Annotated in this window: 26 protein-coding genes; 13 read left to right on the forward strand and 13 right to left on the reverse strand. The window is 55.3% G+C overall.

Annotated elements, in window-relative coordinates; all coding sequences use genetic code 11:
• Nucleotides 1-7: 7 nt before the first annotated feature.
• The gene (locus JF44_RS0101070) at nucleotides 8-922 is read right to left on the reverse strand and encodes a LysR family transcriptional regulator (protein ID WP_033067108.1); all 915 of its coding nucleotides are present in this window, start codon (nucleotides 920-922) and stop codon (nucleotides 8-10) included.
• A gap of 102 nt (nucleotides 923-1024) precedes the next feature.
• Between JF44_RS0101070 and JF44_RS0101075 the strand changes: the two genes are divergently transcribed.
• Nucleotides 1025-1891, forward strand: coding sequence for an SDR family oxidoreductase (locus JF44_RS0101075; RefSeq protein ID WP_033067109.1), 867 nt, complete (start codon nucleotides 1025-1027; stop codon nucleotides 1889-1891).
• Nucleotides 1892-2451: 560 nt separating this feature from the next.
• On the opposite strand, the gene JF44_RS0101080 is transcribed toward JF44_RS0101075, so the two are convergent.
• Both JF44_RS0101080 and JF44_RS0101085 read right to left on the reverse strand, forming a co-directional pair.
• Nucleotides 2452-2916, reverse strand: a complete 465-nt coding sequence (locus JF44_RS0101080) for a nuclear transport factor 2 family protein (protein ID WP_033067110.1) — start codon at nucleotides 2914-2916, stop codon at nucleotides 2452-2454.
• 107 nt (nucleotides 2917-3023) lie between these two features.
• Complete coding sequence (locus tag JF44_RS0101085; protein WP_033067111.1) at nucleotides 3024-3572, reverse strand: carboxymuconolactone decarboxylase family protein; 549 nt, start codon at nucleotides 3570-3572, stop codon at nucleotides 3024-3026.
• Between the two features lie 196 nt (nucleotides 3573-3768).
• Here JF44_RS0101085 and JF44_RS0101090 point away from each other — a divergent pair, with 196 nt between their 5' ends.
• Nucleotides 3769-4347, forward strand: a complete 579-nt coding sequence (locus JF44_RS0101090; protein WP_033067204.1) for a TetR/AcrR family transcriptional regulator — start codon at nucleotides 3769-3771, stop codon at nucleotides 4345-4347.
• A 108-nt stretch (nucleotides 4348-4455) separates the two neighbouring features.
• Here the strand turns inward: JF44_RS0101090 and rnd are convergent, their stop codons facing one another.
• From rnd to JF44_RS0101125, 7 genes are all read right to left on the reverse strand, one after another.
• The gene (gene rnd / locus JF44_RS0101095; RefSeq protein ID WP_033067112.1) at nucleotides 4456-5619 is read right to left on the reverse strand and encodes a ribonuclease D; all 1164 of its coding nucleotides are present in this window, start codon (nucleotides 5617-5619) and stop codon (nucleotides 4456-4458) included.
• 75 nt (nucleotides 5620-5694) lie between these two features.
• Complete coding sequence (locus tag JF44_RS0101100) at nucleotides 5695-6783, reverse strand: succinylglutamate desuccinylase/aspartoacylase family protein (protein WP_202901461.1); 1089 nt, start codon at nucleotides 6781-6783, stop codon at nucleotides 5695-5697.
• Between the two features lie 4 nt (nucleotides 6784-6787).
• Nucleotides 6788-7693, reverse strand: coding sequence for a 30S ribosomal protein S6--L-glutamate ligase (rimK, locus tag JF44_RS0101105; protein WP_033067113.1), 906 nt, complete (start codon nucleotides 7691-7693; stop codon nucleotides 6788-6790).
• A gap of 153 nt (nucleotides 7694-7846) precedes the next feature.
• Entirely contained in the window at nucleotides 7847-8347 is a 501-nt protein-coding gene (locus JF44_RS0101110; protein WP_052065327.1) for an ATP-dependent zinc protease family protein, read from the reverse strand.
• A gap of 91 nt (nucleotides 8348-8438) precedes the next feature.
• On the reverse strand, nucleotides 8439-9215 hold the full coding sequence (locus JF44_RS0101115; protein WP_337587899.1) for an HdaA/DnaA family protein: 777 nt from the start codon (nucleotides 9213-9215) through the stop codon (nucleotides 8439-8441).
• A 35-nt stretch (nucleotides 9216-9250) separates the two neighbouring features.
• The gene (locus tag JF44_RS0101120) at nucleotides 9251-10348 is read right to left on the reverse strand and encodes an AI-2E family transporter (RefSeq protein ID WP_033067114.1); all 1098 of its coding nucleotides are present in this window, start codon (nucleotides 10346-10348) and stop codon (nucleotides 9251-9253) included.
• 82 nt (nucleotides 10349-10430) lie between these two features.
• Entirely contained in the window at nucleotides 10431-11555 is a 1125-nt protein-coding gene (locus JF44_RS0101125; RefSeq protein ID WP_238318344.1) for a DUF2066 domain-containing protein, read from the reverse strand.
• A 376-nt stretch (nucleotides 11556-11931) separates the two neighbouring features.
• Here JF44_RS0101125 and purM point away from each other — a divergent pair, with 376 nt between their 5' ends.
• Complete coding sequence (gene purM, locus JF44_RS0101135) at nucleotides 11932-13005, forward strand: phosphoribosylformylglycinamidine cyclo-ligase (protein ID WP_033067117.1); 1074 nt, start codon at nucleotides 11932-11934, stop codon at nucleotides 13003-13005.
• Nucleotides 13006-13012: 7 nt separating this feature from the next.
• Entirely contained in the window at nucleotides 13013-13687 is a 675-nt protein-coding gene (purN, locus tag JF44_RS0101140) for a phosphoribosylglycinamide formyltransferase (protein ID WP_033067118.1), read from the forward strand.
• An 88-nt stretch (nucleotides 13688-13775) separates the two neighbouring features.
• Here the strand turns inward: purN and JF44_RS0101145 are convergent, their stop codons facing one another.
• Nucleotides 13776-14900 (reverse strand): GntT/GntP/DsdX family permease, encoded by a 1125-nt coding sequence (locus tag JF44_RS0101145; RefSeq protein ID WP_162181374.1) that lies wholly within the window; start codon nucleotides 14898-14900, stop codon nucleotides 13776-13778.
• Between the two features lie 170 nt (nucleotides 14901-15070).
• On the opposite strand from JF44_RS0101145, the gene JF44_RS0101150 reads away from it, so the two are divergent.
• The 3 genes from JF44_RS0101150 to JF44_RS20250 all read left to right on the forward strand — a co-directional run bounded on the left by JF44_RS0101150 (nucleotide 15071) and on the right by JF44_RS20250 (nucleotide 16749).
• Nucleotides 15071-15967 carry a LysR substrate-binding domain-containing protein gene (locus tag JF44_RS0101150; protein ID WP_033067119.1) on the forward strand — a complete coding sequence of 299 codons (897 nt, stop codon included), beginning with the start codon at nucleotides 15071-15073 and terminating at the stop codon, nucleotides 15965-15967.
• Between the two features lie 135 nt (nucleotides 15968-16102).
• Nucleotides 16103-16486: a hypothetical protein gene (locus JF44_RS0101155; RefSeq protein WP_033067120.1), complete on the forward strand. Its 384-nt coding sequence runs from the start codon at nucleotides 16103-16105 to the stop codon at nucleotides 16484-16486.
• Between the two features lie 104 nt (nucleotides 16487-16590).
• On the forward strand, nucleotides 16591-16749 hold the full coding sequence (locus JF44_RS20250; RefSeq protein ID WP_202901462.1) for an aa3-type cytochrome c oxidase subunit IV: 159 nt from the start codon (nucleotides 16591-16593) through the stop codon (nucleotides 16747-16749).
• A gap of 72 nt (nucleotides 16750-16821) precedes the next feature.
• Here JF44_RS20250 and JF44_RS0101160 read toward each other — a convergent pair whose 3' ends face one another.
• Complete coding sequence (locus JF44_RS0101160) at nucleotides 16822-17367, reverse strand: P-loop nucleotide/nucleoside kinase family protein (RefSeq protein ID WP_081944294.1); 546 nt, start codon at nucleotides 17365-17367, stop codon at nucleotides 16822-16824.
• Nucleotides 17368-17719: 352 nt separating this feature from the next.
• Here JF44_RS0101160 and JF44_RS20255 point away from each other — a divergent pair, with 352 nt between their 5' ends.
• Entirely contained in the window at nucleotides 17720-17854 is a 135-nt protein-coding gene (locus tag JF44_RS20255) for an aa3-type cytochrome c oxidase subunit IV (RefSeq protein WP_156111552.1), read from the forward strand.
• 76 nt (nucleotides 17855-17930) lie between these two features.
• Here JF44_RS20255 and ndk read toward each other — a convergent pair whose 3' ends face one another.
• Nucleotides 17931-18353 (reverse strand): nucleoside-diphosphate kinase, encoded by a 423-nt coding sequence (gene ndk, locus JF44_RS0101165; protein ID WP_033067122.1) that lies wholly within the window; start codon nucleotides 18351-18353, stop codon nucleotides 17931-17933.
• Between the two features lie 684 nt (nucleotides 18354-19037).
• Here ndk and JF44_RS0101175 point away from each other — a divergent pair.
• The 5 genes from JF44_RS0101175 (at nucleotide 19038) to JF44_RS0101200 (ending at nucleotide 24222) form a co-directional block, all read left to right on the forward strand.
• The gene (locus tag JF44_RS0101175; protein ID WP_033067124.1) at nucleotides 19038-20939 is read left to right on the forward strand and encodes an ABC-F family ATP-binding cassette domain-containing protein; all 1902 of its coding nucleotides are present in this window, start codon (nucleotides 19038-19040) and stop codon (nucleotides 20937-20939) included.
• Between the two features lie 274 nt (nucleotides 20940-21213).
• The gene (locus JF44_RS0101180) at nucleotides 21214-21528 is read left to right on the forward strand and encodes a HigA family addiction module antitoxin (RefSeq protein WP_033067125.1); all 315 of its coding nucleotides are present in this window, start codon (nucleotides 21214-21216) and stop codon (nucleotides 21526-21528) included.
• A gap of 131 nt (nucleotides 21529-21659) precedes the next feature.
• Nucleotides 21660-22271, forward strand: coding sequence for an ArsR/SmtB family transcription factor (locus JF44_RS20505; RefSeq protein WP_202901463.1), 612 nt, complete (start codon nucleotides 21660-21662; stop codon nucleotides 22269-22271).
• A gap of 89 nt (nucleotides 22272-22360) precedes the next feature.
• Complete coding sequence (locus JF44_RS0101195; protein ID WP_033067127.1) at nucleotides 22361-23383, forward strand: NAD(P)-dependent oxidoreductase; 1023 nt, start codon at nucleotides 22361-22363, stop codon at nucleotides 23381-23383.
• On the forward strand, nucleotides 23380-24222 hold the full coding sequence (locus JF44_RS0101200) for an amidohydrolase family protein (RefSeq protein WP_033067128.1): 843 nt from the start codon (nucleotides 23380-23382) through the stop codon (nucleotides 24220-24222). Before JF44_RS0101195 ends, JF44_RS0101200 begins: the two co-directional genes overlap by 4 nt.
• Nucleotides 24223-24326: the final 104 nt, after the last annotated feature.

The raw sequence follows: 24326 nt of genomic DNA on the forward strand, positions 1-24326 counted from the left end.
GCAGCCGCTACCCCATCGCGCGTGACACTCGAAAAACCTCCTGGCGCAGCCATTTGTGCGCCGCATTGGCGGCATTGCGCACGTGCCAATATTGGGCAAAACCATATTTCGGAAATTCCAGGGGCAGGTCGCACTGACCAAAACCCTGCATCATGCAATCTGACAGGCGTGATGGCAGGGTGGCGATGATATCGGTGCCACGGATCAGATTGGCAACACTGGCAAAGGTTGGCACCTGCAGAACAGTGCGCCGGGTACGTCCCATCGCACGCAGAATATCATCAATCTCCGAACTGTCGTTCGCACCGATCATCACCCGCGCGTGACTTGCCTGACAATAACGATCAAGCGTATCTGGCGGGCTGTCGTGAAATGCCGGATCGTAAAAGCAACGCATCCGTTCGCGGAAAAGACCCTGGCCCGCTATATCGCCATGTTTGCCAAATGCCTGAATTGTGATTGCATGGTCAATTGTGCCATCACGCAAACGCCGAACCATTTGATCCTCCCCCGTGACAGGCAGAACCTTTAAGCGAATATCAGCCGCACAGGCCTGCAATCGGCTCATCAAGGCAGGCAGGATCACGGCCACCTCATAATCATTTGTCCCCAAAACAAATTGTGCGCTGTGCCCGGCATCATCCGGATCAAATGACACAACGCGGGTCAGGTTGCGCATGCCTTGCAACAAGTTTCGGATGTCCGGAGCAATTTCATCAGCATGGGCTGTCGGTGAAACCGATCGGCCAGATCGAACAAACAGCGGGTCACCAATAATCTGGCGCAACCGGTCCAACCCATGACTGACGGTCGGCTGCCCAACACCAAGACGATTGGCGGCAGCCGTCACCGACCCTTCGTCATAGATGGTCAGGAACAGCCGCAACAAACGATAATCCAAACCCAATTCATCAACATTCATGCATATATATTATCATACCCATCGAATTGATCATATGTGTAATTCAGATCAGACTTCTGCCATAGGCAACCAATGACTTGCCATTCAATTGGAGAAGACACCATGAAAACATTGATTACCGGTGCAACCGGCCAGCTCGGACGCCTTGTCGTCAAACATCTGCTGGACCAACTACCGGCAAACGACATCGCAGTAAGCGTCCGCACCCCATCAAAGGCAGATGATCTTGCCGCCAAGGGCATTGACGTGCGTCACGGCGATTTCAATGACCTTGCCCTGATGACGGCTGCGTTCAAGGATGTTGAAACCGCACTGATCATTTCGGCCGAAGATAACAACGCCACCCGCATCAAACAACATCGCACTGCGGTTGATGCCGCCAAGGCCGCAGGCGTGAAACATGTCGTTTATACCAGCATCATTGATCCAAGGGCCGATGCTGATTTCACCTATTCCGCCATTCACCTTGATACGGAAAACTACATCAAACAAAGCGGGCTCAAACACACCCTGCTGCGCAACAGCTTCTATGCCGATATTCTGCTGGCGGGCGTTCCACACGCCCTTGAAACCGGCGATTACGGCGCACCGGCCGGGGATGCCAAAATCACCTATATCCCGCGCAATGATCTGGCAGAGGCCGCCGCCGTCGTCCTTGCCAACCCGGACGATCATGGCAACAAGACCTATGACCTGACCGGCACAAAGGGCGTCACCCACACAGAAATCGCGGGCTACATAGCGGATGCCACCGGCAAACCGGTCAAATTTGTCGATCTCCCGGCCGATATCCATACCGGCATTCTCGGCAGCCTCGGCCTGCCGGACCATCTGGTTGAGGCCCTTTCGGGGCTTTATGTCGGCGCGAAAAAAGGCGACTACGAAACTATCAGTGATGATTTTGAAACAGTCGTGGGCCGCAAGCCTCAATCGGTTGAGGCTTTCATCAAATCCGCACTGGCAAGCTAAGCCAAAGCCCCAAAAACAAAAACCGGGCCCCTTTCGGGGCCCGGCAAGTTTTCAGGGAGGCATCTAAGAACCGACGTTACGGAGCAAACGTCAGCAGGGAGGAGACAAAAAGCACAGCGGTCGATGTAATCGAAAAGGCGATATATTTGATAATCATGTTCAGGGTCCTTTGCGGGGGAGCAGGCAAGGCAGCACCGGGGACGCAACGCCCTGCCTGTCTAGGGTCAGGACCTATTAATTTGGTTTGAATGGTCGCTCAGATTTGTGCGGATACGCGAAGCAAAGCCGCAGGAAGATATTTATCTTTCAACGCTTTGCGACAAAGTAGGCCGTGCAAATCTGAGTGATCCGAAGGACAGGGTTTATGTTTGCAAACTCCTGCGTCAAATCCCTTAAGCGGGATACCACCCCTCTTAGCGGTATTTTCCTTGGATTTCACAAACATAAACTCTGCCATTCCAATCAAATTAATAGGTCCTGACCCTTAGTAGAGCTTGTTTCCGCCGAACTTTCCTGTCCGTTGCCGGAGCCGGAACATGGCGGGGTGATCTAAATCGGGATTACAATCCCAAGTCTGACAGCCCCGGATGATCATCCGGGCGGCGGCCAAGCGGCCAATGGAACAGGCGCTCTTGCTCGGTAATCGGCTTGTCATTGATGGATGCGACGCGGTGACGCATCAGGCCATCTTCATCAAATTCCCAGTTCTCATTGCCATAGGCACGGAACCAGTTGCCGCTATCATCCTGATACTCATAGGCAAAGCGCACCGCGATACGGTTTTCATGAAACGCCCAAAGCTCCTTGATCAAACGATATTCAATTTCCTTGCCCCATTTGCGGGTCAGGAAGGCAACGATGTTTCCACGCCCCTCAAATATCTCGGACCGGTTACGCCAGCGGCTGTCTGGCGTATAGGCCAGCGATACCTTCTGCGGATCACGGCTGTTCCAGCCATCCTCGGCCAGACGGACCTTCTGCTTGGCGGTTTCAACGGTAAAAGGCGGAAGCGGTGGCCGTGACATCAATCTGATCCTTTGATCTGTGGGCAATAAGGGGGCCCCGGTCGACAGGGAGCAACATGCGGAGGGGGGATCGCCGACCGGGGAAGTACCGGAAGTTTCCCCTGCCCTTAGGCAGCAGAGGCATTCACCACCGGGAAATCAATCGGCGTATCAAAGGCTTCATTGAGGTAATTGGTCAGGGTATTGAGTGCAACATGGGCCACGATCTCGACCAGTTCAGCCTCGCTGTAACCGGCAAGTTTGGCGGCACTCACGTCACCTTCACTGACCTGGCCACGGTTTTTCACCAAAGCCACGGCAAAGCGCACAGCCGCATCCGCCTTCTGATCGGTCGACGTCCCATTGCGGTTTGCCGCAATTTCGGCATCGTCGAGTTTGGCAATGTTTTTGCCAAGATAGGTATGCGCCGAAAGGCAATAGTCACAACCATTGAGCTGAGCCACCGCAAGGGCAATGCGTTCGCGGGTCTGTGGATCCAGTGCGCCTTTGGCAAGCGCACCATTCAAACCAAGATAGCCTTCAAGGGCTGCCGGGCTGTTTGCCGTCAGACGAAACAGGTTCGGAACCGAACCAAGCATCTTGTTCACACCCTCAAGAAGCGGCTGGGCGGTTTCGGGTGCAGCGTCAATCGAAGCAGGCAGAGAAATGCGGGTCATTGAAACTCTCCTTAACGAGTTCGGGTTGATCAGTGTTGAAAACATATATACAGACAGGTCTGTCTATATGTCAAATATATTTTTGAAATGGTCATTCTGTCTTCGGAAAATCTTGCAATTCTGCGGATTTCTCGCCACAAAGATACAGACCGGTCTGACTATTGAGGTACCGAATCCGACCACTGGAGTGAAAAAATTGAAATCGAAACGCGACGTTCTCGTCGATACGGCCCTGCGTCTTTTCTATACCCAAGGCTTCAACGCCACCGGAATTGACAAGATTCTCGCAGAATCCGGCGTTGCCAAAATGACGATGTACAAGCACTTCAAGTCAAAGGATGACCTTATTCTCGCCGCTCTCACCCATCGCGATGAACAATTCCGCGACTGGCTGACATCGGAAATGCAAAAGGCATCCACCAATCCGCGCGAACAGATTCTTGCGATGTATGATGCACTCGAAGAATGGTTTCATGGCCGCGCCTTCAAGGGCATGGGCTTTTCGGGCTGCGCCTTCATCAATGCCTCAAGCGAGTTTGCAAAACTTGATCATCCCGCCCATCAGATCGCGGCTGAACACAAACGCTGTGTCCTTGAGCATATTACCGATCTGTGTGAAAAAGCAGGCGCATCCAACCCCAAACAACTAGCCGAGGAACTGGCCCTGCTCAAAGAAGGTGCGATTGTTACCGCCCAGGTGCGGGGCATGCCCGAATCGGCGCGTATTGCCAAAACAATCGCAACCGGCCTTCTTGATGCTGCCCTGCGTGACTGATCCCGGCAGAGGAAAAATCACCTAGAAACAACAAAACGGGGCCATCGGGCCCCGCTTTTTGTTGGTCGACAACCTGGCACACACTTGGGCCACACCTTGGGCACGCCCCTAGCTTTCAAGATCGACAAACACCACTTCGCCGTCTTTGAGCTTAAGCCCAAGCTGCCCGTGTTTAAGACGCAGTGCATACTGCCCGAAAAGCTCGCGTCGCCAGCCACGCATGGCCGGAACATCTGCATTGTCATCAGCTGCGATGTTTTGCAGATCATCGCTTGAGGCAACCAACCGCTGGGCAACGCCCTTTTCCTCGGCACACAGCTTCAAAAGCACTTTAAGCAGCTCAACCGTCGGGCCGATCCCGGCAGGCAGTTCGATGCGCTGTTTGGGTTTCGGCCATTGGTCCTGCGGACTATCAAGGGCCGCCTTGATGGCGTCAATGATCGCCAAACCGGGTTTGGACGTGCCAAAGTTGCGCCCCACACCACGGGTTTTATCGAGATCCTTGTCCGTCATTGGCTGACGGGCGGCGATATCAAGCAAGGTGTCATCACGCAAAATCCGGTTGCGCGGCAGGTTCTTGCGCTGCGCTTCAGTTTCGCGCCATTCGCCAAGCGCACGGGCAACCGCCAGGAATTTCGGGCTATTGGAACGGGTTTTAAGACGCTTCCACGCATCAGCCGGATCAATCGAATAGATCGACGGATCGGTCAGGCGGTCCATTTCCTCGCGCAGCCAAACGGCACGGCCATTGGCTTCAAGACGTTCGTGGAAATCTTCGAAAATCACCCGCAGATGGGTCACATCAGACAGCGCGTAGCTGAGTTGCTTGGTCGAAAGCGGCCGACGCGACCAATCAGTAAAGCGCATCGATTTATCGATGTTTTTGCGCGCCACTTTGTTGACCAGCGTTTCATAGCCGACCTGATCGCCATAGCCCAGCACCATAGCCGCCACCTGGGTATCAAATACCGGATGGGGCACCTTGCCCGACAGATGGACAAAAATTTCGATATCCTGACGGGCCGCGTGAAACACCTTGATCACGCTTTCGTCCTGCATCAGATCAAACAGCGGCGTCAGGTCAATCCCCTCAGCCAGCGGATCAACCGCCGCACCGGCATCCGAAAATTCCGGGCTTGCCAGCTGCACCAGACAAAGTTGCGGCCAGTAGGTCGAATCCCGCATGAATTCGGTATCGACAGTGACATATTCGAACGTGCGCAGTTTTTCGCAAAGTGCGCGCAGTTCTTCTGTAGTTGTAATTGGTTCCATGAAGATTGCTATAGCATTGCAGAGCACAATTCGCCAGTGGCTTGAATGCAAAGCTGGTCTTCGCGGGATTGACGCCTAAATGATCTCATCTTCATCAAGCAAAGGGTCGGATTGCAGATGGGTTTCGATGGCATCCATGCGTTCCTGAACCTCGGATGGGCGTTTGATCGAGGCAACATGAAACAGCGCATCCCCCTGATTGACAATCGGCAGGTTGGTCCGCCCGATGATCAACCCGTCTTCGCGTGCCAGAACCTCTTCATCGGTTTGGCCAAACGGATCGGCGACGGCTGCAACCACATCCCCGGCATGGACAAAATCCCCCGCCAGTTTAAAGGTCCGCAAAATGCCGCCTGCTGGCGCACGCAACCAATGGCTGCTTGATGATTTGAACGATGCCACACGCGGTTCGCGCACGGTGCGTTGCGACAGCATGCCAAGTTTGCGCATCACCCGCAAAACACCCGACACCCCTGCCCGGATCGACATTTCATCAAACCGAAGCCCCTCGCCCGCCTCATACAGCAGGATCGGCACACCGACTTCACGCGCCGCTTCGCGAAGCGACCCTTCACGCAGCGGACTGGTGAGAATGATGGGGGTGCCAAATGCCTCGGCATAGCTCATGATTTCAGGGTCATCTTCATTAACCCGGATTTGCGGCAAGTTAACACGGTTAACTGCCGCACTGTGAAGATCAATCCCGAAGTCAGAACGTTCAACAATTTCACTTAAGAACAAATGCGCCAATTGTGCCGCAAGCGATCCGCGCGAATGCCCCGGAAAACACCGGTTCAAATCACGACGGTCGGGCAAATAGCGTGTATGGTTTAAAAACCCAAAGGCATTGACGACCGGCACGGCAAGCAATGTGCCACGCATCCCGCGCAAGGCAGGTGATTTCAAAACCCGGCGGATGACTTCCACACCAACGATTTCATCGCCATGCACCGCCCCGCTGACAAAGATCACCGGCCCGGGACGTTTGCCATGAACAACATTGACCGTCAGGTTCACCGGCGTGTGGTTTGACAGCAGTGAAATCGGAATATCAACGATCTGGCGCGTGCCCGGAGCAACCTTTTGCCCCCCGATCTCAAAATCGGGATTCTTCGGCGTTCTTGGTGTTTTGCCTTTGGCCTTGGTCAATCCGGTTTCGCTCATGCTCTTATCCCTTGCCCTTGGTGCGCACCTTACCGGGCTTGAAGTCTTTTTCCATGAAATCAATCACCATGCCGGCAATATCCTTGCCCGTGGCATTTTCAATGCCTTCCAGCCCCGGCGACGAATTGACTTCCATCACCACCGGCCCGTGATTGGAACGCAAGATATCCACCCCACAGACATTAAGCCCCATCGCCTTGGCTGCTTCAACGGCAGTTGCGCGTTCTTGCGGCGTAATGCGGATTGACCGCGATGATCCACCACGGTGAATGTTCGACCGGAAATCGCCCTCTGCCCCTTTGCGTTCCATGCTGGCAACCACCTTGCCGCCAATCACAAAACAGCGGATATCGCTATTTCCGGCTTCCTTGATGAATTCCTGGACCATGATGGCGACATTGGCCCCACGGAACGCCTCGATCACGGATTTGGCAGACTTTTCGGTCTCGCCCAGGACCACGCCGATACCCTGCGTCCCTTCAAGCAACTTGATAACGACCGGCGCACCACCAACGATGGAAAGCACTTCGTCAGTCTTTTTCGGATCATGGGCAAAGGCCGTTACCGGCAGACCAATGCCACGTCGTGCAAGGATCTGAAGCGACCGCAACTTGTCGCGCGACCGGCCAATCGCCACGGATTCATTGAGCGGATAAACACCCATCATTTCAAACTGGCGCAACACCGCCAAACCGAACTGCGTGATCGACACACCAATACGCGGGATCACGGCGTCATAACCGGTCAGCTTCGCACCACCATAATAGATTTCGGGTCGAAGCGACGTAATGTTCATCGACACGCGCAGCGTACTGATAATGTCGATCTCATGCCCGCGCGCTTCGGCCGCCTCGACCAGCCGTTTGTGGGAGTAAAGATTGGGATTGCGTGCAAGCATCGCGATTTTCATAGAATGTACCCCCATTAACGGCATGAACGAGCACGCAGACGGTGTCATACCGGCAGCGGGCCAATGCTATTTGGTCAGAAAGTGAAACTTGGTCAGAAAATAAAACGATCCAAACCGGTCTTTGTTCCGATCTGCGATCATTCTGCTGCGCGTCTAACTCTGTTCCGGCTTCCCTGCAAGATAAGATTTTGATGGCAGGACCAAAAATCTTCCTGCTTTCATCGCCGTGCGCCCCAAAAGCATGGGAAAGCCCATGATCGACCGGTTCGCCAACGATATTTCGACTTTCAGTTTGTGGTGCCCCACCACGATATGAGAGGACACAACAAAGCGTTCTTCTGCATTTCCGTTTGAAGAACGAATCTCGCGAATCTCCACCAATGGGGCGAGACACTTCACACGGCCATGCCCGTCTCCGGGATAGTGCGGCAAGGTAAACTGCACAAAGTCACGCCCGTCATGGGTGACCGGCACCGGGTTCAGCGCATGCAGGGATGACGTTCGTGCCCCTGTATCAACCTTGGCCTTGATAACCGGCACTTCAAGGTCGGGAAGCCCGACCCATTCCCGCCAGCCCAGAACATGCCCGTCGGCAATCAGGGAAGCGGTCTGTGCTTTAAACGACGGTTTTGCTTTTACGCGTTGCGGGCTCACAGCAGTATCCACTTGTTGAACGTGCCATCAATTCATTGCCGTCGACTATAACCTGTAACAGCATGATCACCTTGCGAAAACAAAGGTTAGATCAGGAGACTTTCTGAAGATCTTCCATCACACTGCGCACAAGCGGCAAGGTCACTGCCCGCTTTTCCGCCAGTGCCCGCCGGTCAATGGCCGCGACCAATGCTGTCAGCGATGCAAAGGACCGCTCCATACGCGGCAGGACATAGCTGATGATCTGCGGATTGGCCTGAATTTGCCGATCCGCAAACAGCTTCAGCAACAAACCAACAATCAGGTCATCATCGGGCGGGGAAATCTCGCACACCAGAGCAGCCCCCAGCCGTGATTTCAAATCCGGCAAATTGATCTTCCAGCGTGATGGTGGCTGGCTTGCGGTCAAAAGCAAATGCCCGCCACGTTCCTTAAGCATATTGTACAGATGGAAACAGACGGTTTCATCAAGGCCATCGCCGCCGACCTGATCGGCATCCTCGATCAACAGCCCTTGTGCATCCCCCAGAAGTTCATCCGGGTCCACGCCTGTCAGGTCGTGCGCCAAAACGCGCAACGCCCCCGAACGTGCCCGCCAGACTTCCGCCAGATGGCTTTTGCCACATCCGCTTGGCCCATACAGGCACAAAGCAGGAACCGGCCATTTCGGCCACTGGTCGATCCAGGCCACCGCTTCGCTATTGCAATCGGCCACCATGAAATCATCACGGCCCAAAGCCGGACGCATTTCAAGCGCAAGCGGCAACTGCTGCGGCCCCCCATCAAGGCCAACATCACCTGAATCGCCAAGCATCTCACTTGGCGAGATATCGGCTTGCTTTGCCGGTTTGGCTTTTGCCCGGGTCACAGTGAACTCAACTTGCTGATTTTAATGCGTGGGTTTTAATTTTCGGTCTCTGGCTGCCCATCTGCACCTTGCGGCTCAGGCCCATGATCGTACAGCCGACTACTCAGATACTGCCTTAGACCATAACGCACAAGCACGCCGATCACTGCCGCCACCGGCACGGCCAGCATCACACCCAGAAGGCCAAACACCGCACCACCGGCCAGCAAGGCAAACATGACCCAGACCGCATGCAGCCCGACCTTGTCGCCAACGAGCTTCGGTGTCAGGAAATTGCCCTCAAGAACCTGTCCAACAAGGAACACAAGCGCCACAAGCGCCAGATCAAGCCCAAAGCCAAACTGGGCAATCGCAACCCCCATGCCGACCGCAAAGCCTGCAATCATCCCGAAATACGGCACAAAAGACACAAGCCCGGTCATCAGGCCGATGACAAACCCGAATTCAAGCCCGACAAGCGTCAGGCCAAGTCCGTAAAACAGGCCAAGCAACATGCATACCGTTGCCTGCCCACGCACGAACCCGGCAAGGGTTTCATCAATTTCGGATGCACATTGGCGGATGTCCGTCGCCGAACGACGCGGCAGATAACTATCGACCTTGGCAACGATCCGGTCCCAGTCACGCAGCAGATAAAATGACACCACCGGCGTAATGAACAGCAAACTCAGGAAATTCAAAAGCGCCAACCCCCCCGACAAAACGTTGCTAAGCACATTGCCCGCCCATTTAAGGGCATTGGCACTTTGTCCCTTGATCGCATCCGAAACACTTTGCAGCGTTTCAGGTGCCACCCGGTCAAGCACGTTCTGAAGATAGGGCGCAACATTGGAGCGCAGCGCATCGACATAGCCCGGGAACCGTTCAAGGAACCCGGCAAGCTGGCTTCCGATCATCGGCACGACAAGCAGCAGCACCAAAATGAAAACAAGGAAGAACAGAACTGTAATGATGCTGGTGGCAACCACCCGGCTTGCGCCGCGCGCTTCAAGCTTGTCGGCCAGCGGATCAAGGAAATAGGCAATCGCCATCCCGGTCACAAACGGCAACAGGATTCCGGAAAACAGCCAAATCAGGAAAAAGAATCCGACGATAAAAATCAGCCAAAACCGTGCTTGCTTCTGCAATGTCATGACCGGCTCCCCTCTTTTTCCCAGGCGTGAAAATGTAATTTCAAATCATCAGACGGGTTGGCATGTGACCAACAACCTCGCTTTAACCGCCAAGCGACAAGCCTTCCAGCCGGTCTGTCCCGCTTGGCTGGATAAACCACAGTTCGCCCATGCGGCTCAAATTAAGGTTCTGTTGATTAAGCGCGGTCTGCAATTGCGTGGTGGAGCCAACGAACTCAAGCGAAAGCTGCACTTCGCGCCGTGACATCGCAACCACACGTGAATTGCGCACAACCGGAAGCCCGACCAGTTTTTTCTCGATCCCCGCCCAATCCTTAAGCCCGGTAATCGGGATAAACACCATCAGGCTCCCCCCCGTGCTGTAATTGATCAGGTTTGCCCGTTTCCAGCCATCGGCCAACTGGTCCTGCACGGATTTGGCCGCCCGCACCAGCGTTTCATTTAGCGTTTCGTCAGGCAGGGTGTTTTCCTGAACGCCAAAAACCTGCGGCGCCCCGTTCGGGTCATAGCGCGTAACCGATACATCAACCGTCTCGCCTCCGGTTGGTCCTGTTACCTCGGCACTGGCGACCACGGCAACATCCGCGCCATAGCGTCGTGCAAGCTGGTTTAAACGTTCCATGGCCCCGTTTTCCGCCTGTTCGGCAGAAACAGTCCCGATATCGGTCAAATCCCCAATCGGCGCCTTGATCGGCACCAGGCCCGATGTCGCAACATTGCGCGACCAAACCTCACGCCACGGATTTGGGTCATCCCACAGGGTGACATAGCCTGATGTACGATAGACCGGCACGATCATCACCGGCTTTGATTGCAGCTCGGCAAAGGAAACATCGCGGAACCGCAAATACCGGCGCAACTCGTCATCCTTGAACCGCACGGTCATATCGGCGATGTAGCGCACCGAAGATGTCTTTTCATTCGACACCCCGAAATCACGCACCATATTGGTGATCACGGATGTTTCGGGCACTTCAAGTCCCGCACGATCTTCTGGCAGGGTCAAACGCGCTACAACTTCTTCAAATGCCTTGCGCTGACCAATTTCAAGCGCCTGTTCACGCGCAGCAGCAGCGGTATCGGCACTTTCATCGACATGCACACCGGTCACGGTGAAAATGTCCTGCGCACTCGCCGGAAATGCCATGATCGCAGCAACCGTTGCCGTGGCCGCCAACATCTTGATGTTTTTCAATGAAGTAAGCACGTATGCCTCTTTGCCCTAAATCCTGTCGTGTGCGATTCTTTCTGGGTCAGCCCATAACGCTCTTTGTGGCATGTTGAGCGCATTCTGCAAAGAAAACTCTGTCATGCGCAGGTGATCATTGCATATTGCCCGCGTTTGAGTATTTTCGGCCCAGCGGAAATTATCAAGCCCGCGTTTTTTATCAGTAGGACTCAACATCTGATTAAAGGCGTCAGTAAGGCGGATTGGTCAAACAGCGGCACAATTGCTGCGACCCGGACCGCACAGTGCCCGGTGTATAACCGGTCCACGACGTTTGGAAGTCGGGATGTACTGATGAAAAACGCGGGTTATGCCGCCCGTTTTTCATGCATGCTTGATGCCAAGGACCCCCAAAATGACCACCTCTGACGGCCTGACCTATAAGGACTCCGGTGTTGATATCGATGCCGGCAATGACCTTGTCGAACGAATCAAACCGCTTGCAAAGGCAACCACCCGTTCCGGTGTTGCCGGTGGCCTGGGCGGTTTCGGTGCCCTGTTTGATCTGAAGGCTGCCGGATATAACGATCCGGTTCTGGTGTCTTGCACCGATGGGGTCGGCACCAAGCTCAAGGTCGCCTTTCTGGCCGACAAACATGACACGGTCGGCATCGATCTGGTCGCCATGAGTGTCAATGACCTTGTCGTGCAAGGCGCCGAACCGCTTCTGTTCCTTGACTACTTCGCCACCGGCAAACTTTCCGTCGATAACGCCGCTGATGTGGTGGCCGGCATTGCCGAAGGCTGCAAACAGGCAGGCTGTGCACTAATCGGGGGTGAAACCGCCGAAATGCCCGGCATGTATGCCGATGGTGAATATGATCTGGCCGGTTTTGCCGTCGGTGCGGCCGAACGCGGTGAACTGCTTGATGGCTCCAACGTGGCCGAGGGCGACGTTATTCTTGGTCTGGCCTCAAGTGGCGTGCATTCCAACGGCTATTCGCTGGTGCGCAAGGTCGTTGAAAAAGCGGGCCTTGGCTACGGCGATGATGCCCCCTTCGCGCCGGGCAAGACCGTTGGCGAAGCACTGCTCGAACCAACCAAAGTCTATGTCAAAAGCTGCCTTGCCGCACACAAGGCCGGTCTGGTCAAGGCGCTTGCCCACATCACCGGTGGCGGCTTGACCGAAAACGTGCCGCGCGTTCTGCCCGATGACCTGACCGCTGTATTTGATGCCAGCTGCTGGGAATACCTGCCGGTGTTTAAATGGCTGTCCAAACAGGGCGGCATTCCGGCGATGGAAATGGCGCGCACCTTTAACTGCGGCATTGGCATGTGTGTGGTTGTTCCCGCTGATAAAGCCGATGAAGCCGAAGCCCTTCTGCGTGAAAACGGTGAAACCGTCAGCCAGATCGGTATCATCGGCCCGCGTGCGGGCGATGGCCCACAGGTCGTGATCAAAAATATGGCCCGGACCTGGGACAAGTAAGCAGGTCATGGGACAGGGAAAAAAGCTTAAGCTTGCAGTACTGATTTCAGGCGGCGGGTCCAACCTGCAGGCCATCCTTGATGCCTGTAATGCCCCCGACTATCCGGCCGAAATCGTTTTGGTGTTTTCCAACCAGCTTGATGCTGGCGGGCTGGAACGCGGCCGCCGTGCTGGCATCCGCACGGAAGCCATCTCGCACAAGGGCTATCCCGGTGGCCGCGAAGCTTATGATGATGCGGTAAGTGCCCTGATCGAGGAAAGCGGTGCCGACCTTGTTGTTCTGGCGGGCTATCTGCGCCTGGTCAGTGAAAGCTTCACCGCGCGCTGGAAAGACAAGCTGATCAACATTCACCCATCCCTTCTGCCAAGTTTCAAGGGCCTGCATGTCCATCAGGCCGCCCTTGATGCCGGGGTGAAATTCGCCGGATGCACCGTGCATTACGTCGTACCCGAAGTTGATAGCGGCCCGATCATTTCCCAGGCCGTGGTTCCGGTTCTGCCCGGCGATGATGCGGGGAAACTGGCCCAGCGTATCCTCAAACAGGAACACCGCATTTACCCACAGGTCATCCGCTGGATCGCCGAAGGCCGAGTCTCGGTCGATGCCAAGGGCATTGTCACCGTGGCCGATGCCAAACCGGCCGACATGGCAGAAATCAACCCGACGCTAGAGCCCGGATGAAAGAACCTTTGGCGCTGGCTGCGCAGGTTGCTTAACGCTTAAAAAGGCGGGCCAAAGTGATCTGGCCCGCCTTTTTCTTGTCGTGCTATCAGCGCCACAGAGTCACGATGGTCAACAGAACCACCATACCGACCAGGGCCTGCACCAACGTCCCACCCATCAAAACGCGAATGGCGCGGCCCTCGCTTGGCTCGTTCTCCAAGGCGTCGCGCCGAACCAGCCAATAGTAGCTGTCATTGGGCAAAACTGCGACAAACGAGCCAAGACAAATTGCGAAGACAGCCGCAATCTCGTTAACGCCACTTGCAAGCACAATCGGGGCTGCAACAGGTGAAATGGCGGCGAAGGTTGCCATTGATGATCCCTGCGCCAGCTTGAACAGCACGGTCAGGCCAAAGAGTGCAATCAGGGTCATCACGCCGTCGCCTTGCGGCACCAGATGATCCAAAGACAAAATCCCGGTCAGAACCGTTCCAAATGCACTTGCGGCACCAATCACAAACAAAAGCGATCCCGTGCGTCGAACCGCGCTGTCCAGGCAGCCGCGCCGTTTTTCAGCTGGCGTTTGCAACAGGGCGATGATCGCTGCGATGATCAACGCGCCCTTTGGCAGCAAAAGAAAATCCAATGCCGCAATACCGGTCGGGCCAACAACACCCCCCAAAACCAGCAGGCCCGCCATCACGACAAATGGCGTAAAGGTCATCAGCAAATCTCTGCTGTCAGCAGCACCGTCTTGCTTGATCGCCGCCCCGTTATTCTTGGTCGCAAAGCGCGCCCAAACCACACCTGCAGCCCAGACAGGCAACATCAAAAGCCCACCGCACAGCAACAACCACACAGGTTCAATCCCGGTGCCCCCCGTCACGCCAAGCCCAGCCGTAACAATAAGCGGGCCCGCCGGATACAGCAGCTTGAACCCGGCATAGGCACCAAATGCCGTATCCATCTTGTGGCGCCCCGCCGCCGGCGAAAGTGCGGCATAGGCGGAGTCAGGGCAAATCATGCCCGCCCCTGCAATCGGCGACACCAGTGCAACCGCACGGCCCGCCGCTTTGGACGCGATGTTTTGCTGCGACAGGACTGCGGCCAAGGTAAAGGATGGCAAAAGGATAAGGGCAAACTCGCCCAGGGCCCGTCCGAAACCGGTGTTGAATTGTCCGGTGACCTCGTTTGCTTCAAGCCCTCCGATCAAGCCGATGAGTACAGTCAACAAGACCATCCAGATCACCAAAGGCAAGTCCGGCACATGATTTTTCAAACGTAAGGTCGCAAATGATGTTGAAGGCGTCTCTGCCATGATGGGTCCAGCCTTTTAATTGAGCTGTACTCATGCTAGATGACACAAGGTGAATGCTTAAATGAGAAATAATGAGGGACGCAATGCGCACAGCTCATGCCAGACCACCATTGCGATCCCTTCAGGTGTTCGAGGTTGCCGCCCGTTGCGGCAATTTCACTGCAGCCGGCCAGGAACTTGGCCTTACCCAAAGCGGCGTGTCGCGTCAGGTCTCCGACCTGGAGGCAACATTGGGCGTTGCACTGTTTCTGCGCAACGGCGCAAGACTGAGCCTAACTCTGGCCGGGGATCGGCTGGCGCGTCAACTAGCAGACAATTTCTCTCGCATCTGGTCCGCCGTGGCAGATGCACAACGATCCCATCAAGTTGTCACACTCTCCATGCTGCCATCGGTGGCCGCAAAATGGTTTGCGCCGCGACTCGGTAACTTTCTGGCGATAAATCCCGACATTGATCTTCGGATTACGGCGTCTCGGCATCTTGTGGATTTTACCCTGGAACGTGTTGATGCGGCGATCCGCTACAGCCCTGCGCCGTCCGGCGATCTCGATGCGGTCAAGCTCGGCACTGAAACCATCACGCCGGTTTGCTCTGCTCAATATGCCCGGGAAAACAAGTTGAACACGTTTGAAGACCTGTATCACGCCACGCTTCTTTATGCCGATCTTCCAGAAGATTGGAGCGCGTGCTTCAAAGCCGCCGGGTGCCAACGCCCGCCACCCGCCGGGCCGCGCCTGGGGGATGACAGTGCGATTTTGCAGGCAGCCGTTCAGGGTCAGGGGGTCGCACTCGGACGGTCGTTACTCGTCGCCGATGATATCGCCTCAGGGCGCCTGGTCGCACCTTTCAACGTCTCTCTGGCAGCCAGCCATGCATATTGGTTCGTCAGACCCAAAGGCGCCTCAACAACAGATGCAATCGACGCCGTAAAAGCCTGGCTATTCGATCAGTTTGAAGAACAAAATCAGATGCGACCCTGACCCCGGATGAAAGAACATTTTGCCCAGCTTTTTCGTGTCTGCTGTCAAATCACTAAACCGGGGCCATAATCTTTGCGCATTCTGCTGCTGTGATGGGCTCGATCGTTGCCACCACTGCCACGGACCACCGATATCATGACGCACACGCCCCACAGACTGATCATCGCCTTCGCCCTTTTCGCCGTTCTGCCGGGCGCCGCAATCGCCGATACGGACCCCAATCTGAAGTCCTACGAAGCCGATATGCAAACCGGCGAAAAATCGTGGCGGGCACAAAAATGCGCGGTCTATCAGGAAACCCGGACCGACATGCTTGAAACCATCCCGCGCGGCGCGCTCAGCCCGGAATTTGCCAAGGCCGAAGAAGACTATATCGCAAATGGCTGCTCTGGCCGCGCCTATGCCTGCCCTGAAACCAAGACCGAGCTTAAATACGCCAACCAGATGTCCCTTGCGATGATGAGCCACGGGCTTTCAGGCACCTTCCTGCCCTATGGCTGCAAATCCAGCATCCAATAAACCCTTGGGATCAAACCATAAGCCGCTCAGATGTGAAGTCGGTCAAAGGTCCGACCCTTAGGTTAATTGACATCTTGCACTGCACCAACTTGGTGGATATACATTTGCAAAATTCCAAACCCAAGGAGGCCAGATTGCAGGGTAACGATTACGAACTCACTGAAACCCATGTCGACATTTACAACGGCTACACCAGCTTCGTTAAATGGGGCACCATTTCGGTTATTGCCATTCTTGTACTGATGGCGATCTTCCTTCTGTGATCTGCCGGTCGGCATTGATCCGAAAGCTCACAAGCGCAAAAAGCTGCCGTTCACCGGCAGCTTTTTTTATGCTCAAAGCGTATCTGTCTTATGGGACACCACATCAAACCCCTCTTCTGGACCGGGCGGAACAAAGGCCGCATTGATCTGATGGAATTGGGCATCACTTGCGGCAAACTGATGCGCCCCTGCACGATTGCGCGCCCGCAGACGCGCAATACAAACATCATCCGCCTGATCAAGATAATGCAAAACGTGCCGGGCGTTGGCCGCGTCGATGATCTCGCGCATCCAGCGACGGAAATCCGGGGTATTGGCCGGAAAATCCAGCACAACCGACAGCCCCGAACGCAGCAACATCGCAACATGCGGCCCCATGACATCGCGCAGCTTTTGCGATACCCGCACGTAATCGGCAACCGACTGCATCTGATCGGCAAACAGGGTCGATAACCATTCATCCTCGGCAATCAGAACCCTGCCCGGCTGGCGGGCCAGCTCTGCGGCCAATGTCGATTTTCCTGCAGCGATCTTGCCACACAGCATATGCAACGTTGCCGCCGGTTGATCTGTTGTCCCCGGCGTGGGCCGGTCACATTGTGATGGGGGATTTGTCATTTCATTCTCCCTTTTTTGAACGGGCCGGGAGACAGCCACAAAAAACCCGCCTCGCCGGCGGGTGGATATCATTTGGTCAAAACGTCTCTACCCCGCCACTCTATAAGAGGCGGTAAAAATACGTGTATTCATCTGGGCGACGACGTTTTCCATACAGCAATCTTCGCATGATGGACTCACGCTGTCCAGTATCTTGCCCAACATGTTGCAGCGCGCAAAAAGACATCACCTCAAAACATATTCACCCCAGAGTTAAAAACCGCTAAGATTTCAACGTTGTCTTGCGTGATAACAGGGGGCGCAAAGCCCTGCATTCCGAAATAATCGGACCCACAACTCGGGGAGGAACAAAATGCAAGGAAGCGATTACGATACCAATCTGGTTGCCGAGCATGAAACAGGCTGGCAGCACTGGACGAAGTTCATGCTCTGGAGTGTACTTTCCATTGCAGTCTTATTGCTGTTGCTCGTGGCATTTCTGATGTGATCGGACCAACAAAAAACGCCCCGCAATCTGCGGGGCGTTTTTGTATCCGGCAAGGCCGGTATTCGTCTTGCGACGCTTAGCCGACGATTTCGGTCTGAGCGAAGAAGTATGCAATTTCGATTGCAGCATTTTCGAGCGAGTCCGAACCGTGGACCGAGTTCGCTTCGATGGATTCTGCAAACTGTTTGCGGATGGTGCCCTCATCGGCGTTTGCCGGGTTGGTTGCGCCCATTACTTCGCGGTATTTCACGACGGCGTCTTCGCCTTCGAGTACCTGAACAACAACCGGGCCAGAGACCATGAAGTCTACCAGTTCGCCGAAGAACGAACGTTCTTTGTGAACTGCGTAGAAACCTTCAGCCTGAGCGCGGGTCAGAGCCACACGCTTCTGTGCGACGATGCGCAGGCCAGCTTCTTCGATGACGGCGTTGATTTTGCCAGTCAGGTTGCGGCGCGTTGCGTCCGGCTTGATGATCGAAAGAGTGCGTTCGACAGCCATTGGTTTCACCTAAGCTTTGTAAAAATTCGTTACCCCCAAGAGGACCATCAGAAAGTCCCCCAAGAACAAAGGGCCTGCGGAAGACAAAGGCGGCACAAACGACCGCCCTTATCATCCACAGACCCGAAGGTTGGCGCTATATAAACGGGCTTGGATCGCAACGCAACACATAGTTCTACCCCCGCATTCCAGACCTGCAGGCTTTGCATTGGGCTATTTCGCCGCCAAAACGCTGCCAAAAGGCATGAAACTGCGCCTTCGGGGGGCTTTTCCCTGCTTCTGTCATCAAAATCACACCTGTCATGACAATTTGAAGAATCCTTGCGTCAAAGCGCTGTCTGCCCTATTGAAAGCACAGAAATCCTTGCGATTCCCCCGATTAGGCTCAGGACCTATTAATTTGATTTGAATGGCAGGCGTTATATTTGTGAAATCCAAGGAAAAGCCCACCGGGCGGGCTGGTATCCCGGTCAAGGGGTTTGACGCCGGAGTTTGCAAATATAACGTCTGTCCTTCGGATTCACAGGATTTGCACGGGCTACTTTGTCGCAAAGCCTTGAAAGATGTATATCTTCCTGCGGTTTTGCTTCGCGTATCCGCACAAATCCGGTGAACCATTCATACCAAATTAATAGGCCCTGAGCCTAAAAACCGAAAACATTCCCGACACCGGCGAAAGAGACCATGCTTCAAATATCCGACCTGACCTACCGCATTGGCGGCCGCGTCATCCTTGATCAGGTCACGCTGACCATCCCGGACGGGCACAAGGTCGGCCTGATCGGCCGCAATGGCGCCGGCAAGTCGACCCTGCTCAAACTGATTTCCGGTGAACTGGCAACCGATGGCGGCGACATTCGCCTGTCCAAGCGTGCCCGCATGGGGGTCGTATCCCAGGAAGCCCCGGCGGGCTCGCGTTCCCTGCTTGAAACGGTTCTCGCAGCCGATACCGAACGGGCATCCCTTTTGGAAGAAGCCGAAACCACCACGGACCCGCACCGCATTGCCGAGGTCCATACACGCCTGGCCGACATCGACGCCCACACCGCCGAGGCGCGCGCGGCATCGATCCTGTCGGGCCTTGGCTTTGACGGCGATGCGCAGCAACGCGCCTGTGATGATTTCTCGGGCGGCTGGCGGATGCGTGTGGCCTTGGCGGCCACCCTGTTCCTGCGCCCCGACTTGCTGCTGCTTGATGAGCCAACCAACCACCTTGATCTTGAAGCCACCATCTGGCTGGAAAACTATCTGATCAACTATCCCGGCACGATCATCCTGATCAGTCACGACCGTGATCTTTTGAACCGGGTGGTCAAATCGATTGCCCATCTGCATGACGGCACTGTCACGCTTTATGGCGGCAATTACGACAAATTCGCCAAAACGCGCCGCGAACAGATGGAACTGGCCTCCAAGCATTACGAAAAACAGATCGCCCAGCAAAAGCATCTGCAATCCTTCATCGACCGCTTCCGCGCCAAGGCCAGCAAGGCCAAACAGGCGCAAAGCCGTGTCAAAATGCTTGAAAAAATGGGCCCGGCCATCCCGGTGGTCGAGGATCGCGGCATTTCCTTTGACTTCCCAAGCCCCAAGGAACTGCCCCCGCCCCTGATCAACATTCACGAAGGCGATGTCGGTTACGAAGAAGGCAAACCGGTCCTGCGCAATATCAGTCTGCGCATTGATATGGACGACCGCATCGCGCTTCTGGGGGCCAACGGCAACGGTAAATCGACCCTGGCCAAGCTGCTTGCCAACCGGCTTGAACTGATGTCGGGCGAAAAGATGGCCTCGAACAAGCTGCGCATCGGCTATTTTGCCCAGCATCAGACGGACGAGCTGCGCGGCGACGAAACGCCCTATCAGCATATGGCATCCCTGATGCCCGATGTCATCGAACACAAGGTCCGTGCCCAGCTTGGCCGCTTTGCCTTCGAGGGCCAGAAAGGCGACACCAAGGTCAAGGACCTTTCAGGCGGCGAAAAGGCCCGTTTGCTGTTTGCGCTGATGACGCTTGATGCCCCGCATATGCTCATCCTCGATGAGCCGACCAACCACCTTGACATCGACAGCCGCGATGCGCTGAACCATGCGCTCAATGCCTATGAAGGTGCGGTGATCATCATCAGCCACGATCCTTATTTGATCGAGGCCTGCGCGGATCGTCTGGTACTGGTTTCTGACGGCACGGTTTCCGCGTTCGATGGCGATGTTGCCGAATACCGCCAGTACCTTCTGGATCGCGCGCGCATGGAACGCCGTGCGAACAAAAACGGCGGCGAAGAGGGCAACGGCAAACCCGCCAAACGCGACCGCAAGGCCGAACGCCAACAGGCCGCCGAAAAGCGCAAGGCCGCCGCCCCGATCAAACGCGAAGTCGAAAAGCTTGAAAAACAGATGGAAAAGCTGACAGAGCGCAAGGCCGACATCGAAGACAAGATGGGCGACCCAACGCTTTATGAAGACGCCAACGCGCAAAAGCTCGCCGACATTCAAAAAGAACTCGGCAAGATCGAAAACGACCTTGCCATGATCGAACAGAAATGGATCGAAAAGCAGGAAGAATACGACGCCAAGGTGGCGTAAGTCGCCACGGCTCGCCCACGCCCGTCACCTGAAAACCCCGTCACCCCCGCACAGTCTGCCCTCGCGCAGGAGGGGGACGGGACTCCATCTTTGCCACACAGCAAAGATGCCGTTCTCCCCCTCTTCGCCGTCATTTCCGCGCAGGCGGAAATCCACCTATGCCCCGAAGAAAAACCGAAAACGGCACATAAACTACAACCGGAACTCAACCAAAGATTGCCACAATCAACGCTCGCCTCTATCCTGAAAATCACAGGTGTCAATGAGGCCCCCCATGATCACGACAGCAAGAAAACCCGTCAGCGTTGGTGAAATGCTCGTCACCGAGTTCATGGAGCCGATGGAATTGACACAGACCGCTCTGGCAGATGCCATGGGTGTCCCGCGCAAACATGTAAACGAACTGTGCAACAATCGTCGTCGGATTACTGCCGACACCGCCCTTATCCTTGCCCGCGTTTTTGGTAATAGTGCCGAATTCTGGATCAACACCCAGATGCGAAACGACCTTTGGGATGCCCTGAACATCCCTGACCGTCGCGAACGGATTGAGCGCGCACGTCCAGTTGTCTCTCCGGTTGCGGCATAATACTCCTTCCTGCCTGCCTGAAATTCCCGCACTGCTGCTGACAACAGCCTGTCAGCAGCGTTGGTTTATCAATCGCGGATCAACAACCCATTACTGACTCCCCGGATTTTTTTCCATCAATACTTAACCCCATGGTTAAGTATCAAGACACCGACCTGAACTGCATTTTTGCTGCTCTCGCCGATCCGACGCGCCGCGCATTGCTGGCGCGGCTGGACGACGGCGGCGACGCGCTTTCGGTCAGCGAGCTCGCCGAACCGTTTGATGTTTCAATGCCTGCAGTGATGAAGCATCTCAATGTGCTGTCCGGTGCCGGGTTGATTGCCCGGCAAAAAACCGGGCGCACGGGCACATTCGGCTGCAGCCGGAAAAGATGGCGCACGCCATGGAATGGCTGCGCCGTTATGAGCGGTTCTGGTCTGATCGCCTTGACCGCTTGGCCGCCTTTGTCGAGAACGACACGCAGGATCAGGAGGACCGGTGATGCAACACTGCCCCCCGGATCAAAGCTTACTGAAATCATCGGCCTACCTGTACATAGGAGAAGGAGAACGACAATGACCCGACCCAAAATTGTCTCCCGTGCGGAATGGCTTGCCGCACGCAAGGCGCATCTCGAACGTGAAAAGGACCATATGCGATCATGGGACCGTCTGTTCGACGAACGCCGTGCTCTGCCCTGGTTCCAGGTCGACAAGGCATATGAATTCGACACCCCGATTACTCTGGGATTCTCGCATTGATTTTTACAAATATTTACATATTTTAACGCAACCGCCATAGTATGGGGTGATGTCCCCGAGACGCAGAAAATTTTTCGTGAAAGTTCATAATGTTTCGAGTTTTTCTTGCCCACACCCCGACGGCACTGGCGTTGCAATTTCCACCGCGCATCCTGAACGCCCTGACGGAACAATGTGATGTTGTCGTAAACCCAACCAATGACGTGCTGTCCGGTGAAGCGCTGGCCGCTGCGGCGACCGGCTGCGATCTGGTGATTGCTGACCGGCAAACCCCCGTGGATAAACATTTTTTCAAGGCCACGACGGATACGCTTGCCGTCATGCGCTGCGCTGTTGATATCAGCACAATTGATGTCGATGCGGCATCACGTCATGGGGTGCTAGTAACCCGTTCCGTCCCGACTTTTGCGACCTCGGTATCCGAACTTGCAATCGGCTTCATGATTGATGGCGCACGGGGCATCAGCCGGGCTGCTGCAACTTATCGCAACGGGCAGAAACCAACACTTCCGATGGGGAACCAGTTATCCGGACAGACCGTTGGAATTTGCGGGTTTGGCGTCATTGGTCAGAAGCTTGCAGCTCTTGCGCAGGCGCTTGGCATGAAGGTCATCATCACCGATCCGGCCCTGGGCACCCTGCCCGACGGAATCAGGAATGTTGCGTTTGATACATTGCTTGAGACCGCGGACTTTGTCGTTTGTCTGGCTCCGTCCACGCCGCAAACCGCCGGAATGTTCGGGGCTGCGGCATTTTCCAAGATGAAATCCACCGCAATGTTCATCAACCTTGCCCGCGGTGAGCTGGTTGACGAAGCCGCACTCGAACAGGCGCTTGATGCGAACCAGATCGCCTGTGCGGCCATGGATGTCGGCAGCGCACAGGATCAATGCCCGGCAGCCCACCTTGCCGGTCGGGAAGATGTCATTGCCACCCCGCATATCGGCGGGCAAACCCCGCAAGCAAGTGAAGGCCAGGCCATGCATGTGGTTAAGCAGATCATGCAGCTTGCGAACCATGAATTCCCGGATGAAGCCGTGAATACATCTACGGCACATCGGTTGCACACGCGCTTTGCCGCTACGTCCCCAACCAGCAAAGGTACGATATGACCCGCAATATTGTTGTTCCGAACGGGGCGTGCGACTGCCACTTTCATGTTTTTAAACGCGGCGCACCAACCATCCCCGGCGCCCTTGCCGCGCCAGAGGAAGAAACCGTCACACGTTACCGCGCCATGCGCGATTCCCTTGGCCTGACACACGCTGTCATTGTTCAGTCAACAGCTTATGGCACGGATAACAGCATCACCGCCGAGGGCATCACGGCATTGGGTGCGAAGGACACGCGCGGCATTGCCATTGTTGACGAAACAGCAAGCGATGCTCTGTTAGGTGAACTGACAGATGCCGGTTTTTGCGGTGCGCGCTTTCACATGTTACCCGGCGGGATTATTGGCTGGGATCAGGTCGACAGGATTGCAGAACGGGTCCATGGTTTTGGATGGCATTCCCAATTGCAACTCGACGGGCGCACCCTGCCCGATCGCGCCGCGCAGATTCTGTCCTGGCCCGGACGGATCGTGATTGATCATATTGGCAAATTCCTTGAGCCGGTGACACCCGACCACGACGCATTTAAATGCCTGCTGCGCCTTGTCGATACTGGTCGGGTCTGGATAAAGCTTTCCTCCCCGTATGAGGTATCGCGCGTGGGTGCTCCGGGATATGATGATGTCTCTGTCCTTGCCCGCGCGCTTGTTGACCATGCGCCTGAACGGATGCTTTGGGCGTCAAACTGGCCGTACCTTATGACCACGCCGCGCCCGGATGACACCAGAATGCTTGAACTGCTTTCTGAATGGGCACCCGATACCGCCATTCAAAAACGTATTCTGTGCGACAACCCGCAAGAGGTTTACGGGTTCGACGCGATCAAATCCGAAACCTGACAAGACCACCCAGCGTGTAAAGCGGACGGCATCAAACAGTCAGACAAATACAGCAACGCCCGCGGACCATTTGGCACGCGGGCGTTGTTTGTTTTTTTTGTATA

Origin of the sequence: Thalassospira australica (assembly GCF_000763295.1) — a bacterium.
Taxonomy (GTDB): Bacteria; Pseudomonadota; Alphaproteobacteria; order Rhodospirillales; family Thalassospiraceae; genus Thalassospira; species Thalassospira australica.

Bases quoted from the DNA above. Each gene is read 5' to 3' on its own strand.
- JF44_RS0101200 (WP_033067128.1), top strand. From the start codon at position 23,380: ATGACCCGCAATATTGTTGTTCCGAACGGGGCGTGCGACTGCCACTTT.
- ndk (WP_033067122.1), bottom strand. From the start codon at position 18,353: ATGGCTGTCGAACGCACTCTTTCGATCATCAAGCCGGACGCAACGCGC.
- JF44_RS0101160 (WP_081944294.1), bottom strand. From the start codon at position 17,367: ATGACAAATCCCCCATCACAATGTGACCGGCCCACGCCGGGGACAACA.
- rnd (WP_033067112.1), bottom strand. From the start codon at position 5,619: ATGGAACCAATTACAACTACAGAAGAACTGCGCGCACTTTGCGAAAAA.
- JF44_RS0101175 (WP_033067124.1), top strand. From the start codon at position 19,038: ATGCTTCAAATATCCGACCTGACCTACCGCATTGGCGGCCGCGTCATC.
- JF44_RS0101195 (WP_033067127.1), top strand. From the start codon at position 22,361: ATGTTTCGAGTTTTTCTTGCCCACACCCCGACGGCACTGGCGTTGCAA.
- purM (WP_033067117.1), top strand. From the start codon at position 11,932: ATGACCACCTCTGACGGCCTGACCTATAAGGACTCCGGTGTTGATATC.
- JF44_RS0101155 (WP_033067120.1), top strand. From the start codon at position 16,103: ATGACGCACACGCCCCACAGACTGATCATCGCCTTCGCCCTTTTCGCC.
- JF44_RS0101075 (WP_033067109.1), top strand. From the start codon at position 1,025: ATGAAAACATTGATTACCGGTGCAACCGGCCAGCTCGGACGCCTTGTC.
- JF44_RS0101120 (WP_033067114.1), bottom strand. From the start codon at position 10,348: ATGACATTGCAGAAGCAAGCACGGTTTTGGCTGATTTTTATCGTCGGA.
- purN (WP_033067118.1), top strand. From the start codon at position 13,013: ATGGGACAGGGAAAAAAGCTTAAGCTTGCAGTACTGATTTCAGGCGGC.
- JF44_RS0101100 (WP_202901461.1), bottom strand. From the start codon at position 6,783: ATGAGCGAAACCGGATTGACCAAGGCCAAAGGCAAAACACCAAGAACG.
- JF44_RS0101085 (WP_033067111.1), bottom strand. From the start codon at position 3,572: ATGACCCGCATTTCTCTGCCTGCTTCGATTGACGCTGCACCCGAAACC.
- JF44_RS20505 (WP_202901463.1), top strand. From the start codon at position 21,660: ATGGTTAAGTATCAAGACACCGACCTGAACTGCATTTTTGCTGCTCTC.
- JF44_RS0101180 (WP_033067125.1), top strand. From the start codon at position 21,214: ATGATCACGACAGCAAGAAAACCCGTCAGCGTTGGTGAAATGCTCGTC.
- JF44_RS0101080 (WP_033067110.1), bottom strand. From the start codon at position 2,916: ATGTCACGGCCACCGCTTCCGCCTTTTACCGTTGAAACCGCCAAGCAG.
- JF44_RS0101070 (WP_033067108.1), bottom strand. From the start codon at position 922: ATGAATGTTGATGAATTGGGTTTGGATTATCGTTTGTTGCGGCTGTTC.
- rimK (WP_033067113.1), bottom strand. From the start codon at position 7,693: ATGAAAATCGCGATGCTTGCACGCAATCCCAATCTTTACTCCCACAAA.
- JF44_RS0101150 (WP_033067119.1), top strand. From the start codon at position 15,071: ATGCGCACAGCTCATGCCAGACCACCATTGCGATCCCTTCAGGTGTTC.
- JF44_RS20255 (WP_156111552.1), top strand. From the start codon at position 17,720: ATGCAAGGAAGCGATTACGATACCAATCTGGTTGCCGAGCATGAAACA.